This is a genomic window from Planomonospora sp. ID82291 (assembly GCF_015711645.1).
Lineage (GTDB): Bacteria > Actinomycetota > Actinomycetes > Streptosporangiales > Streptosporangiaceae > Planomonospora.
In genome coordinates this window covers 88141-100859 of sequence record NZ_JABTEX010000004.1, presented here as the reverse complement: position 1 = coordinate 100859, position 12719 = coordinate 88141, and the positions used below count along the sequence as shown (strand labels likewise).

Annotated in this window: 11 protein-coding genes; 6 read left to right on the top strand and 5 right to left on the bottom strand. The window is 75.6% G+C overall.

The features are described 5' to 3' along the window. Positions 1-50 precede the first annotated feature (50 nt). From HS045_RS25010 to HS045_RS24995, 4 genes are all read left to right on the top strand, one after another. Entirely contained in the window at positions 51-1988 is a 1938-nt protein-coding gene (locus HS045_RS25010; protein ID WP_196453925.1) for a serine/threonine-protein kinase, read from the top strand. Then, positions 1985-2899, top strand: a complete 915-nt coding sequence (locus tag HS045_RS25005) for an AraC family transcriptional regulator (protein ID WP_307827702.1) — start codon at positions 1985-1987, stop codon at positions 2897-2899. Before HS045_RS25010 ends, HS045_RS25005 begins: the two co-directional genes overlap by 4 nt. Positions 2900-2920: 21 nt before the next feature. After that, entirely contained in the window at positions 2921-3601 is a 681-nt protein-coding gene (locus HS045_RS25000) for an AzlC family ABC transporter permease (protein WP_196453924.1), read from the top strand. Positions 3602-3740: 139 nt separating this feature from the next. Then, positions 3741-4052 carry an AzlD domain-containing protein gene (locus tag HS045_RS24995; RefSeq protein WP_196453923.1) on the top strand — a complete coding sequence of 104 codons (312 nt, stop codon included), beginning with the start codon at positions 3741-3743 and terminating at the stop codon, positions 4050-4052. On the opposite strand, the gene HS045_RS24990 is transcribed toward HS045_RS24995, so the two are convergent. Continuing rightward, positions 4021-5322: a cell wall metabolism sensor histidine kinase WalK gene (locus tag HS045_RS24990; RefSeq protein WP_196453922.1), complete on the bottom strand. Its 1302-nt coding sequence runs from the start codon at positions 5320-5322 to the stop codon at positions 4021-4023. The two genes, HS045_RS24995 and HS045_RS24990, sit on opposite strands and share 32 nt — an antisense overlap. Beyond that, the gene (locus HS045_RS24985; RefSeq protein ID WP_307827701.1) at positions 5322-6008 is read right to left on the bottom strand and encodes a response regulator transcription factor; all 687 of its coding nucleotides are present in this window, start codon (positions 6006-6008) and stop codon (positions 5322-5324) included. The genes HS045_RS24990 and HS045_RS24985 overlap by 1 nt, the downstream gene beginning before the upstream one ends. A 121-nt stretch (positions 6009-6129) precedes the next feature. Between HS045_RS24985 and HS045_RS24980 the strand changes: the two genes are divergently transcribed. Both HS045_RS24980 and HS045_RS24975 read left to right on the top strand, forming a co-directional pair. After that, positions 6130-8517: an MMPL family transporter gene (locus HS045_RS24980; protein ID WP_196453920.1), complete on the top strand. Its 2388-nt coding sequence runs from the start codon at positions 6130-6132 to the stop codon at positions 8515-8517. 42 nt (positions 8518-8559) lie between these two features. Further along, a complete protein-coding gene (locus tag HS045_RS24975) occupies positions 8560-10236 on the top strand; it encodes a serine/threonine-protein kinase (RefSeq protein WP_196453919.1) in 1677 nt (558 codons plus the stop codon). Here the strand turns inward: HS045_RS24975 and HS045_RS24970 are convergent. From HS045_RS24970 to HS045_RS24960, 3 genes are read right to left on the bottom strand one after another with little or no spacing between them, the layout of a single operon-like run. Further along, a complete protein-coding gene (locus HS045_RS24970) occupies positions 10233-11162 on the bottom strand; it encodes an RluA family pseudouridine synthase (RefSeq protein ID WP_196453918.1) in 930 nt (309 codons plus the stop codon). The genes HS045_RS24975 and HS045_RS24970 overlap by 4 nt on opposite strands. After that, a complete protein-coding gene (locus HS045_RS24965) occupies positions 11155-12018 on the bottom strand; it encodes a signal peptidase II (RefSeq protein WP_307827700.1) in 864 nt (287 codons plus the stop codon). The genes HS045_RS24970 and HS045_RS24965 overlap by 8 nt, the downstream gene beginning before the upstream one ends. Further along, positions 11982-12389, bottom strand: coding sequence for a TraR/DksA family transcriptional regulator (locus tag HS045_RS24960; RefSeq protein ID WP_374191420.1), 408 nt, complete (start codon positions 12387-12389; stop codon positions 11982-11984). Before HS045_RS24960 ends, HS045_RS24965 begins: the two co-directional genes overlap by 37 nt. Between the last annotated feature and the right edge of the window lie 330 nt (positions 12390-12719).

Below are 12719 nucleotides of genomic sequence, written 5' to 3'. Positions count from 1 at the left end.
GTCCCGCCCGACCGGCTACGATTCGTGAGCCGGGGAGGGAGTCGAGAACAATGACCGAACGGAGGGTCGCGGGCCGGTACCACCTGCTCGAACCCATCGGTGAAGGCGGGATGGGCGTCGTCTGGCGCGCCCATGACGAGCTTCTCGACCGGGTCGTCGCGGTCAAGGAGGTCCGCTACCGGGGCGTCGACGAGAAGGCGCGGGCCGACCTGAACCAGCGGACGGTCAGGGAGGCCAAGACCGCCGGCCGGCTCGACCACCCGTCCGTGATCATCGTGCACGACGTGGTCGAGGAGGGCGGGCGGCCCTGGATCGTCATGCAGCTGGTGCGCTCGCGCTCGCTGGGCGAGGCCGTCCGCGAGCGGGGACCGCTCCCCCCGGACCAGGTGGCCGCCGTCGGCCTGAGCGTGCTGGGCGCGCTGCTGGCCGCGCACGCCGCCGGCGTGCTGCACCGCGACGTCAAACCGGAGAACGTCCTGCTGGCCCACGACGGCCGGGTGGTGCTGACCGACTTCGGCATCGCCTCGACCTCGCACGAGCCGGGGATCACCCGGACGGGCGGGATGGTCGGCACCCCCGCCTTCCTGCCGCCCGAGCGGCTCCACGGCCTGCCCGCCACGCCGGAGTCGGACCTGTGGTCGCTCGGCGCCACGCTGTACGCGGCGCTGGAGGGCCACCCGCCCTTCCACAAGGCCACCCCCGCCGCGACCATGATGGCCGTCCTGGCCGGCGAGCCGCCGCCCCTGACCCACGCCGGCCCGCTGGCCTCGGCCGTCCTGGGGCTGCTGGCCAAGGAGCCGGCCGCCCGCATGGGCGCCGACGAGGTCGAGGCCCTGCTCACCCTCGCCGCCGCCGGTCGCACCGTGCCCGACGGCGCGCCGCCGCCCCCGCCGCCCTCCGTGGAGCCGTCCTACCCGGCCTCCTTCGCGGCCCCCTCCGCGCCCGCGCCGGCGGCGCGTCCGCCGCGCGGCGGGCGCCCGTCGCGGTCCGGCCGCGCGGCCGCCGGGCGCCCCTCCCCCGCGGACCGGCCCACGCGCGCCGAGACGGCGCCGCCGTACGGCGCACCGCCCGCGCCCGGCGGCCCGGCGCAGTCCGGGCGGCTGAGCGGCCCGGCACACCCCGGACAGTCCGCACACCCCGGCGGCCCGGCGCAGCCCGGATACGCCGAACCCTCCGGACATCCGGGCGCCCCGGTGGAGCACCCGCACCCCGGCCACCCCGGCCACCCCGGCCACCCCGGGCACCCCGGCGAACCCGCCTACCAGGCCCAGCCCACGCGCTCCGGCGGAGCCCGCCGCCGGGGACGCGACGGGGGCCCCGCGTCTCCCGCGCGGCCCCGGACCGGGCAGATCGCGCTCATGGTGGGCGTACCGGTGCTCACGGTGGTCCTCGGCGTGGGCGGCTGGCTGGTGCTCCCGGACGGCCGGACCCCGGCGGCGGCGACCCGGCCCGCGGGCGCCGTGGAGTCCGGCGCGCCCACCGCACCGGCCGACCGGCCGACCGGCGGGCCGTCCGACGGCTCCACGGCCGCGCCCACCCCCTCCGCGCCGCGGCTCCCGAAGGGCTGGCGGTGGTACGAGGACCCGGAGATGGGCTTCCGCATCGCCGTCCCGAAGAACTGGACCGCCGTCCGCGCCGCCGACCGCGACCGGGTGGAGTTCCGGGCGCCGGGGGCGGCGAGCTTCCTGTGGGTCGAGTCGACCGACGACCCCGAGCTCGACCCGGTCAGGCACTGGGAGAAGGTCGAGAAGGTCATCCGGAAGATCCGGCCGGGCTACCGGCGGATCGGCATCAGCCCGCTGAACTACCGGGGGCTGGCCGCCGCCGACTGGGAGTTCACCTACACCAGCAAGGGCGTGCCGACCCGGGTCGTGGACCGGGGGTTCCGCACCGTGGACGGCACGCCGTACGCGATCTACTGGGAGAGCCCGGCGGCGCGGTGGAACCGGGCGTACTTCGACCGGTTCACCGAGACGTTCCAGCCGTGACCCCGGCGTCGTCCGCGGACCCGGCGGACCCGGCGTCGTCCGCGGACCCGGCGGACCCGGCGGCCGGAACGGCTCCGGCGGAGGCGGCGCGCTTCTGGCGGAGCCCGGCGCTGCCCGGGGTGGACCTGCTCACGGCCCGCTACGTCACGCACCGGTTCACCCGGCACGTGCACGAGCAGTACGCGATCGGGGTGATCCTGTCCGGGGTCGAGGAGTTCGGCTACCGGGGCGCCCGGCACCGCGCCGGGGCCGGGTCCCTGGTCCTGGTCGACCCCGAGCAGGCGCACGACGGGCACGCGGGCGTGCCGGGCGGCTGGACCTACCGGATGCTCTACCCGTCCGTGGAGGTGATCGCCGGCGTCGCGGCGGAGCTGCTGGCCGGGCGGGGCACGCCGTACTTCCCCGAGGCCGTCGTCTCCGGGGCCTCCGGCGCGCACGCCGCCGCCCTGCTGCGCGCCGCCCACCGGGCCGCCGAGCGCGGCGACGACCTGGCCTCCTCCACCCTGGCCCGCACCGCCTTCGGCGCGCTGGTGCGCGACCACGCCGCCCGCCGCCCGGCCCGGCCGCCGCTGCCCGCCGGCGACCGCGCGGTGCGGCTGGCCCGGGAGATCCTGCACACGCGCCTCGTCGACCCGCCGACCCTGCAGGACCTGGCCCTGGCCGTGCAGGCACGGCCGTTCGCCCTGCTCCGGGCCTTCAAGGCCGCCACCGGCCTGCCCCCGCACACGTACCTGAACGCGCTCCGGGTCCGGCGGGCGCGCGCCCTGCTCGACGCCGGCACACCCGCCGCGCAGGTCGCCGCCGAGGTCGGGTTCACCGACCAGGCCCACCTGAACCGGCACTTCAAGCGGGTCGTGGGCGTGCCGCCGGGCGCCTACCAGCGCGCAGGAACGTACAAGAACCACCGCTGAACCGCGCATAGCCTCACGGGCATGGAGATGACCACTCGTTCCCCGGCGATCCGGGACGGGCTGGGCGTGGGGATCGCGGTCGGGCTCTCCGGGATCGCGTTCGGCGCCGCCGCCGTCACCGCCGGGCTGAGCACGGCCCAGGCGTGCGTGCTGAGCCTGTTCGCCTTCACCGGGGCCTCGCAGTTCGCCCTGGCCGGAGTCGTCGCGGGCGGCGGGAACCTGGCCGCGGGCGCGGTGGGCGCGCTGCTGCTCGGCGTCCGCAACGGCCTGTACGGCCTGCGTCTGTCCGGCCTGCTCGGCGCCCGCGGCTGGCGCCGCCTCCCGCTGGCCCACGGGGTGATCGACGAGACGACGGCGGTGACCCTGGCCCAGCCGGACGCCGAGTCGGCCCGGACCGGGTTCCTCGTCACGTTCGCCAGCCTCTACCTGACCTGGAACGCCACGACCCTGCTCGGTGCGCTGGGCACCTCGCGGGTGGCCGATCCGGCCGTGTTCGGGCTGGACGTGGTGGGTCCGGCGACGTTCCTGGCGATCCTCTGGCCCCGGCTGACCGGCTCCGGCCCCGAGGCCCGGGAGCTCCGGATGATCGCGGCGGGCGGTGCGGCCATCGCACTGGCCGCGACCCCGTTCACCCCCGCGGGCGTACCCGTGCTGCTGGCCGCCGTGGCCGTGCTCACCGTACTGCTGAGGAGGCCGAGTTGACCCGCACCCCCCTGTCCCCCCGCCACCGGGACGGCCGAAAGGACCGCCCGCGCCGCCGCTCCGGCCACGGGGGCCTCCCCCTCCGCCGCTCCGGACGTGGCGGCCTCCCTCTCCGCCGCTCCGGACGCGAGGGGTGCCGATGAGCGTGTGGCAGGCCGTGGCGGCCGTCAGCCTGGGCTGCTACGCGCTGAAGCTGGCCGGGCTCTCGGCGCCGCGCCGGGTGCTCGACCACCCCGGCGTGCAGCGCTTCGCCGCGCTGGTCCCGGTGGCGCTGCTGGCCGCGCTCATCGCGGTGCAGACCTTCACCGGCGACCGGGCGCTGGAGCTCGACTGGCCGCGCACCGCCGGGCTGGGCGCGGCCGTGGTCGCGCTGCTGCTGCGCGCGCCGTTCCTGGTGGTGCTGGTGGCGGCGGCGGCCGTCACGGCCCTGCTCCGTCAGGCGGGGCTGTGATCCCCGGTGTGACCCCCGGTGTGACCCCCGGGAGGCGCACGCGGAAGACCGCGCCCCGCCCCGGCCGGGAGTCCGCCTCGGCGCGGCCTCCGTGGGCGGCGGCGACCGCGGCCACGATCGCCAGCCCGAGCCCGGCCCCGCCCCGGTGGCGCTCCCCGCCGCGGGCGTGGTCGGCGCGGTAGAAGCGCTCGAAGACGCGCGCCCGCTGCTCCTCGGTCAGGCCCGGCCCCTCGTCGGCGACCTCGATGACCGCCTCGCCGCCGTCCCGGCGCACCCGGACCACGGCCGGGGCGCCCGGCGGAGTGTGGGCGAGCACGTTGGCCAGCAGGTTGCCGACCGCCTGGCGGATCCTGGCGGCGTCTCCGGCCACCTCGACCGGCCCCGGGAGCTCGGTCCGCAGCGGCCGGTCCGGCTCGATCGCCAGGGTGTCGGCCACCGCGTCGGCCACCAGGGCGGTCAGCTCGACCGGGGCGCGCTCCAGCGGGCGCCCCCGGTCCAGGCGGGCGAGCAGCAGCAGCTCGTCCACCAGCGCGCCCATCCGGGTCGCCTCCGCTTCGATCCTGCTCATCGCCTTGGCCAGGTCCTCGGGCCGGCCGGCCGCGCCGCGCCGGAACAGCTCGGCGTAGCCCCGGATGGTGGCGACCGGCGTGCGCAACTCGTGGGAGGCGTCGGCGACGAAGCGGCGCAGCCGTTCCTGCGACTCCTCGCGCTGCCGGAACGCCCGTTCGAGCTGACCGAGCATCGCGTTGAGCGCGTGGCCGAGGCGGCCCACCTCGCTCCCGGCCGGGGCCGCCTCGATCCGGCGGTCGAGGTCGCCCGCGCCGATGTCCGCCGCCGCCTCCACGATCCGGTCCAGCGGGCGCAGGCCCCGGCGGACCAGGTGCGCCGCGAGCAGGGTCAGGCCCGCCAGGGCCACCGCCGAGGAGACGGCCAGGACGCGGGCGACGCGCCCGGTCAGCTCCTCGGAGGCCGCGAGCAGCGCCTCCGGGGTGTCCAGGGCGAGCAGCCGGGCGCCGTGGTGTCCGCGCCAGTCCTGCAGCGCCCCGAAGACGGCTCCGGCGACCAGGGCGAGGGCCAGGGCGGCCAGGCCGACGACCGTCACGACCAGCCGGGCGCGCAGGGACACGGGCAGGGGCACAGGCAGGGGCACAGGCAGGGACGCGACCGGGCGGAAGCGCCTCCCAGCGCGGTCGGCCCGGGAGGCGCGGTCGACCCGGGAGGCGCGGTCGACCCGGGAGGCGCGGTCGACCCGGAAGGCGCGGTCGGGCATCAGTCCTCCCGGGGCAGCCGCAGGACGTAGCCCACGCGGGGCACGGTGTGGATGAGGGGCGGCCCGCAGGAGTCGACCTTGCGGCGCAGGTAGCTGATGTACGTCTGCACGACGCCGTCGTTGCCGCCGAAGTCGTACTCCCACACGTGGTCGAGGATCTGCCGCTTGGAGACCAGCCGGCCCGCGTTCGCGGTCAGGAAGCGCAGCAGCTTGAACTCCGTGGGGGTCAGGTCGATGCGCCGGCCGTCCCGCCGGACCTCGTAGGCGTCCTCGTCGACGACCAGGCCGGCGAAGGCCAGGCGGCCGGTCTCCGGCCCGGTGCGCCGGGTCCGGCGCAGCACCGCCCGGATCCGGGCGATCAGCTCCTCCAGGCTGAACGGCTTGGTGACGTAGTCGTCCCCGCCCGCGGTCAGTCCGCCGATCTTGTCCTCGGTGGCGTCCCGCGCGGTGAGGAACACCACGGGGACCTCCGACCCGGCCGCCCGGATCCGCCGGCACACCTCGGTGCCGAGCACGTCGGGCAGCATCACGTCCAGGACGACCAGGTCGGGGCGGAAGGTCTCCGCCAGCGACACCGCCGCCGCGCCCGTGCCCGCCGTCTCCGTCGCGAACCCCTCGTAGCGCAGGGCGGTCGCCACGAGATCGGCGAGGTAGGGCTCATCGTCCACGACCAGTATCCGGCTCACCCCGCCAGTCTCCCGCGATCGATCTTCGAAAGCTCTGGGAGAACCCTGTGAAACCGCGATCCACAGGGTTCTCCCAGAACGGCCGCACGGCCACTGAAGATCATTCTGCTGCACTGGGGCCATGGAGAGACTCTCGGCATTCGTCCTGCGGCGCAGGCGGCTGGTGACCCTGCTGGCCGTGTGCGCGTTCCTGGCGGGGCTGGCCGCGACCCCGTTCGCGATCCAGCGCCTGTCGGAGGAGTACGCCCACCCCGGGATGCCCGCCTTCGAGGCCAACCAGGAGATCGTCCGCCTCTACGGCAACGGCGGCCACCAGCGCCCCTTCGTCCCGGTCGTGGTCCTGCCCGGCGGCATGCGGGCGGAGGAGAACAGGGAGGTGATCGGCAGGGCGTTCGCGGCCGTCTCGGCGGAACTGCCCGAGGCCCGCGTGGTCTCCTACGCCGACACCGGCGACGCCCGGCTCGTCGGCGCGGACGGCCGCACCGTCTTCGGGCTGGTCTTCCCCGGCACCTCCTCCGACGGCAGCCCGCCGGGCGGCGGACTGGGCGAGACGCCCGACGAGAGCCCCGTGATCACCGCGGCCATGGCCCCGGTCCTGCCGGCGGGCAGCACCGTCCACGTCACCGGACTGGACGCCCTCGCGCCGAGCGTGGACGCGGGCGGCGTGGACGTCCCCGCCAAGATCGGCGTCGGTGCGGCCGCCGCCGTGCTCGTGCTCCTCGGCGTCTTCCGCTCCGCCCTGGCGCTCGTGCCGCTGCTGATCTCGGTCCTGGCGGTCTTCACCTCGTTCGCCGTGATCCTGCTGCTGACGCTGGTGACGACGGTGCACGACGTGGCGCTCACCACCATGCCGCTGCTGGGTCTGGGCATCGCCATCGACTACTCGCTGCTGCTGGTGGCCCGGTGGCGGGAGGAGCAGGCGCGCGGTCACCGCGGCGACGAGGCCGTGCACCGGGCGATGCGCGGCGCCGGGCGCGCGGTGCTGTTCAGCGGGGCGGCGGTCGCGATCGGCCTGGTGACCATGGTCGTCCTGCCGGTGCCGTTCCTGCGCAGCCTCGGCCTGGCCGGGATGGTCATCGCGGCGGTCAGCGTCGCCGTCACGCTGACCGTGCTCCCGGTCCTGCTCGCCCTGACCGGGCGGCGGCTGGAGCGCCGGCGGGCCCGACCCGCCCCCGTCCCTCCGCCGGGTACGGCGGGCGCATCCGGCGCACCAGAGATGGAGGACGCGGCGGACGCCTCCCACCCGGCGGACACGAAGAACGCGACGGACACGACGGGCACGGCGGACACGGCGGACACGGCGGACACGGCGGACACGGCGGACGCGAAGGACACAGCGGACACGGCGGGCACGCCGTACCGCCGGGAGGCGAAGGCCGGGCGCGCCTGGTCGGCCTGGGCGCGCGGGGTCGTGCGGCTGCGCGTGCCGGCCGCCCTGCTCTCCGGCGGCCTGCTGGTCGCGCTGACCGTGACCGCGTTCGGCGTCGACCTCGGCCTGCCCGAGAGCGGCGACCTGCGCACCTCGGGGCCCGGATACGAGGGGCTGGCCGCGCTCCGGCGGGCCGGCGTCCCGGCCGGTTCCCTCACCCCGTTCGACGTGCTGGTCACCGGCGACCCCGCACGGGCGGTCGAGCGGATCCGGGCCGTCGAGGGGGTCTCCACCGTGCTCGCCCCGCAGAACCCGTCCTGGCGGCGGGCCGGCACGGCGGTCGTCACCGTGCTCCCCGTCGCGGAGAGCGGGAGCGACGCGGGCCAGGAGACCATCGCCAGGGTCCGCCGGGCCGTACCGGGCACCGTCCGGGTGGGCGGCGGCGCGGCGCAGAGCATGGACTTCCGGGAGCACGCCTACGGGGCCTTCCCGTGGATGCTCGCGCTGATCGCGCTGGCCACGTTCGCGATGCTGGCCCGGGCGTTCCGCTCCCTGCTGCTGCCGCTCAAGGCGATCGCGCTCAACCTGCTCTCGCTGGGCGCGGTGATCGGCGCGATGGTCCTGCTCTGGCAGTACGGCTGGGGCACCCGCGAACTGCTCGGCATCCAGCCCACCGGCTCGATCGGCGAGTTCGTCCCTCTGACGGTCTTCGCCTTCCTGTACGGGCTCAGCATGGACTACGAGGTGTTCATCCTGGCCAGGATGCGGGAGGAGTACGACAGGACGGGCGACACCGCCCGCGCGGTGGTCGAGGGCGTCGGCCGGACCGGCCGCCTGGTCACCTCGGCCGCGCTGATCCTGTTCACCTCCTTCGCGGCCCTGGCCATGACGCCCGAACTGGACGTGAAGGTGTTCGCCAGCGGCCTGGCGCTGGGCGTCCTGCTGGACGCGACCCTCATCCGGGGGGTCCTCGTCCCGGCCGTGGTCGCGATGATGGGCCCCTGGAACTGGTGGCTGCCCGACTGGGCGGCCCGGCTGCTGCGGGTGGAGCCCTCGCCGCTGCGGGTCGGGCCCACCGCGCGGTCCACGGCCGGGACCGAGGCCTTCCGCGACGGCGGTGCTCGGCAGCGGACCACGTGAAACGTCCCGATTACCCCCTTCGATCCAGGGTAGTCCGAGCCCATGTCCGATTCTCAGGAGCTCATCGCTGACCGGTATCGGCTGCTGGAACACATCGGCCGGGGGGGTATGGGCACGGTCTGGCGGGCCCGGGACGAGGTGCTCGGCCGGAACGTGGCCGTCAAGGAGGTCGTCCCCTCCCCTGATCTGACGGGACCCGAACGCGAGGTCTTCACCGTCCGCACGCTCCGGGAGGCGCGTGCGGCCGGCCGGGTCGGCCATCCGTGCGTCGCGACGGTCTATGACGTGGTCGAGGAGCGGGGCCGTCCCTGGATCGTGATGCAGCTGGTGGACTCCCGCACGCTCGGCGCGGTGATCAGGGAGGACGGGCCGCTGCCGCCGGCCCGGGTGGCGAGGATCGGACTGGAGATGCTCGGCGCGCTGGTCGCCGCGCACCGGGTGGGCGTGCTGCACCGCGACGTCAAGCCGGACAACGTGCTGCTCGCCGCCGACGGCAGAGCGGTACTGACCGACTTCGGCATCGCGATGCTGGAGGGCGACTCCTCCGTGACCCGGACCGGGGCGCTCATCGGCACCCCGGCCTTCATCGCACCGGAACGGGCGGGCGGCGGTCCCGCGGAGTTCGCCTCCGACCTGTGGTCGCTGGGTGTGACGCTGTACATGGCGGTCGAGGGGCGCTCCCCCTTCCAGCGCGCCCATCCCCTGGCCACGCTCGCCGCGGTCATGCACGAGCCTGCGCCTCCGCTCCGGTACGCCGGATCCCTGGGACCGGTGATCTCCGGCCTGCTCCGGAAGGATCCCCGGCTGCGCATGTCCGCCCAGGAGGCGTGCGTGTCCCTGCGGGCGATCGTGGACGGGACCGCGCCCGACCCGACCATGCCGATCGACCTGACGGCCCGCGACCGCGGCCCCGCCGAAGAGCCGGGGGGCGGTCCCGGCCCGGCGGTCCCCGCCGCGCTCCCGGCGGGGCCGGCGCCGCACGCCGTGCCCGTGGCGCCCCCCTGGCCGGCGGAGGCGCGGGCGGCGGAAACCGGGCCGGCGGGGACCGCGCCGGCCGGGGCGCCGCCGAACCCGCCGCAGACCGGATCACCCGCCGGACGGCTACCGCCTCCCCGGGCCGTCCCTTCCGCCCGGCGCCGCTCGGTCATGACCGGAGCCGTCGCGTCCGCGATCGCGATCGCCCTGTCCGCCGGAGGGATGGCGTGGGTCACCGCGCAGGGGCCGGCGGGAGAAGCGCGCCCGGCGGGCCCGACCGTGCAGACCAGCGTGCGGGCCAGCGTCCCGGCGAAGGAGCGCACCGCGCCGCCCGCCGCCGACACGGTGGGAACCGATCCCCACCCGGCCGGGTCCGGCGGCACACGGCCCGCCGTCCACCCGACGGGGGATCCCCGGGAGGAGTCGTCCGAGAGGCCTTCCGGGAAACCGTCGGACGGCCCCACCGCCGGGCCTTCGCGGAAACCCTCCCAGAAGCCCTCCGGGAACGGCGAGGACGGCGGGGACGGCGGGGACACAGCGGAAGAGGATCCGCCCGGCGACGGCCAGGACAACGGCAACGGCAACGGCAACGGCAACGGCAACGAGCGGAATGACGGCGACGGCCAGGACGGCGGTGCGGACCCGCCCGGCCAGGTCGCTCCGGGCAACGGGGCGAACGCCATGGGCGCCGACCCGCCGGGCGCGGCCGTGAAGAAGGTCAAGAAGCCGAAGAACCGCCCCTAGGAGTCGCCGCTGACGACTTTCAGGGAGTGCGCCAGATCGGCGGGGTAGTCCGCGGTGAAGCCGACCCACTCCCCCGTCGACGGGTGCTCGAAGCCCAGCGAGACCGCGTGCAGCCACTGCCGGGTCACGCCCAGCCGCGCGGCCAGCGTGGGGTCCGCGCCGTACAGCATGTCGCCGACGCACGGGTGGCGCAGCGCCGACATGTGGACCCGGATCTGGTGCGTCCGGCCGGTCTCCAGCTTGATGCTCAGCAGCGAGGCGGCGCGGAACGCCTCGATCGTGTCGTAGTGGGTGACCGACTCCTTGCCTCCCGCCACGACCGCGAACCGGCCGTCTCCGAAGGGGTGGCGGTCGATCGGCGCGTCGACGGTGCCGCGCAGCGGGTCGAGGTGCCCCTGGACCAGCGCGTGGTAGAGCTTGTCGACCGTGCGCTCCTTGAAGGCCCGCTTCAGGTGGGAGTAGGCGTGCTCGCTCTTGGCCACGACCATCGCGCCGGTGGTGTTGGCGTCCAGGCGGTGCACGATGCCCTGGCGCTCGGCGGCGCCGCTGGTGGCGACCTGGTGCCCGCTGCCCAGCAGGCCGCCGATGACGGTCGGCCCGGTCCAGCCCGTGGTCGGATGGGCGGCCACGCCGACGGGCTTGTTGACGACGATGATGTCGTCGTCCTCGTGGAGGATCGCCATGCCGGGGATGGGCTCGGCGACCGGCATCGGCGCGGCGGGCGGCGGCGGCAGCGTCACGTCCAGCCATTCCCCGCCCTGGACCCGGTCGGACTTGGCCGCGGTGGATCCGTCCACCAGCACGTCGCCGGAGGCGATCAGCTCCGCCGCGCGGGTGCGGGAGAGGCCGAACAGCCGGGACAGGGCGGCGTCGAGGCGCTCGCCCTCCAGCCCGTTGGGGATCGGGAGGCTCCGCTGGTCAGCCATTGTCGTTCTGCTCCTTTCGGCCGGTGTCGCGCGTTCCGTCGATCTGGTAGCCCCGCCAGGCGAGGAAGACCGCGAGGATGCCGCCGCAGACGATCCCCGCGTCGGCGATGTTCCAGACGGGGAAGCGACCGGGGAAGGTCTCGATGAAGTCGACGACGTACCCCTGGAACGGCGCCTCCCGGCCGAAGCCCGAGGGCCAGCGGAAGACGCGGTCGGTCAGGTTGCCGAGCGCTCCGCCGAGCAGCAGGCCGAGCGTGACCGCCCAGGGCAGGCTGCGCAGGTGCCGCGCGGTGCGCAGGATGGCGACCACCACCGCCGCCGCGACGAACGTGAAGACGATCGTCATGCCGGTGCCGATGTTGAAGGCGGCACCGGAGTTGAAGATCACCCGGAACTGGAGGAGGTCCGGGATGACCACCAGCGGATCCCGGCCCTCCAGGGCCTTCAGCACGACCGTCTTCGTGACCAGGTCGAGGAGGTAGACGATGGGGGCGATCGTCGCGAGCACGGCGATGCGCCGCGCTCCGGCGGGGGCGGCCGGCGCATCCGCTCCCGCGGCCCCGTCCGTCCCGCCGGTCACGGCCCCGTCCGTCCCGCCGGGCGCGGCCCCGTCCGTCCCGCCGGTCACGATGCCGTCCGGGGCGCCGCCCGCCGCGCCGTGCGCCTCGTCACCCGCGGGTCCGCCCGCCGTGCCGCCCGGCTCACCGCCCGACCTGTCGCGCGCGGATCCGCCCGCCGTACCGCCCGTGGGTCCGCCCGCCGTGCCGCCCGCGGCGCCGTCCGGGGCACCGCCGGCGCCGCCCAGGGCACCGTCGTCGGTCAGCGGCGCTCCTCCCGCTGCTTGCAGGCCACGCACAGCGTCGCCCTCGGAAACGCCTGCAGGCGCTCCTTTCCGATCGGCTGGTGGCACGATTCGCACACTCCGTAGGTCCCCGCGTCGATCCGGGCGATCGCTCGCTCGTTCTGCGCGACCAGGTCGCGCGAATTCAGGGTAAGGGCGATCTCGCGTTCCCGCGCATACGTCCTGGCTCCGGCGTCGGCCTGGTCGTCGCCCGCGCCGTCCGTGACGTCGCTGGAGGCGATCTCCGACTCCGCCCGGGCGATCTCCAGGGTCAGCTCCTCGATCTCGGAGGCCAGCCGCCCGCGGACCTCCGCGAGCTCCTCCTCGGTCCACTGCGCGGCGAGGCCGTTCTGGGACGGCGCTACCGCGCTCTTGTCTGCGCGAATGGTCGTGGCCATGTCGGCCTCCTCACTCGGTGGGACCCCTACCGATGCGGTAAGACGGTGCGGGCAGCTTAGGTCGCTCATAACAGAACGGCAAACGACCCACCGGCGTCTTTACCGATCCCGTACTATCCCGCCCTTCACCTCTCAATCCCCGGACCTACGGATGTCGGGAGCCGGGGATATCGGGAAGCCCTCGGCGTACCCGGTGCGTTATCGTTTGAGTCCGCAAGGCGTTGACGGGGACGAGTACCTCCGGCCCCCCTCGCAGGAGCGACCCGGGGACGGTGCGAGCCCGGGGCGAGGCCCGGAGAGAAGATCACCCCCGAGCCG

Coding starts and splice junctions, on each gene's coding strand:
- HS045_RS24980 (WP_196453920.1), top strand. CDS start 6,130: ATGGAGAGACTCTCGGCATTCGTCCTGCGGCGCAGGCGGCTGGTGACC.
- HS045_RS24995 (WP_196453923.1), top strand. CDS start 3,741: ATGAGCGTGTGGCAGGCCGTGGCGGCCGTCAGCCTGGGCTGCTACGCG.
- HS045_RS24990 (WP_196453922.1), bottom strand. CDS start 5,322: ATGCCCGACCGCGCCTTCCGGGTCGACCGCGCCTCCCGGGTCGACCGC.
- HS045_RS24970 (WP_196453918.1), bottom strand. CDS start 11,162: ATGGCTGACCAGCGGAGCCTCCCGATCCCCAACGGGCTGGAGGGCGAG.
- HS045_RS25010 (WP_196453925.1), top strand. CDS start 51: ATGACCGAACGGAGGGTCGCGGGCCGGTACCACCTGCTCGAACCCATC.
- HS045_RS25000 (WP_196453924.1), top strand. CDS start 2,921: ATGGAGATGACCACTCGTTCCCCGGCGATCCGGGACGGGCTGGGCGTG.
- HS045_RS24975 (WP_196453919.1), top strand. CDS start 8,560: ATGTCCGATTCTCAGGAGCTCATCGCTGACCGGTATCGGCTGCTGGAA.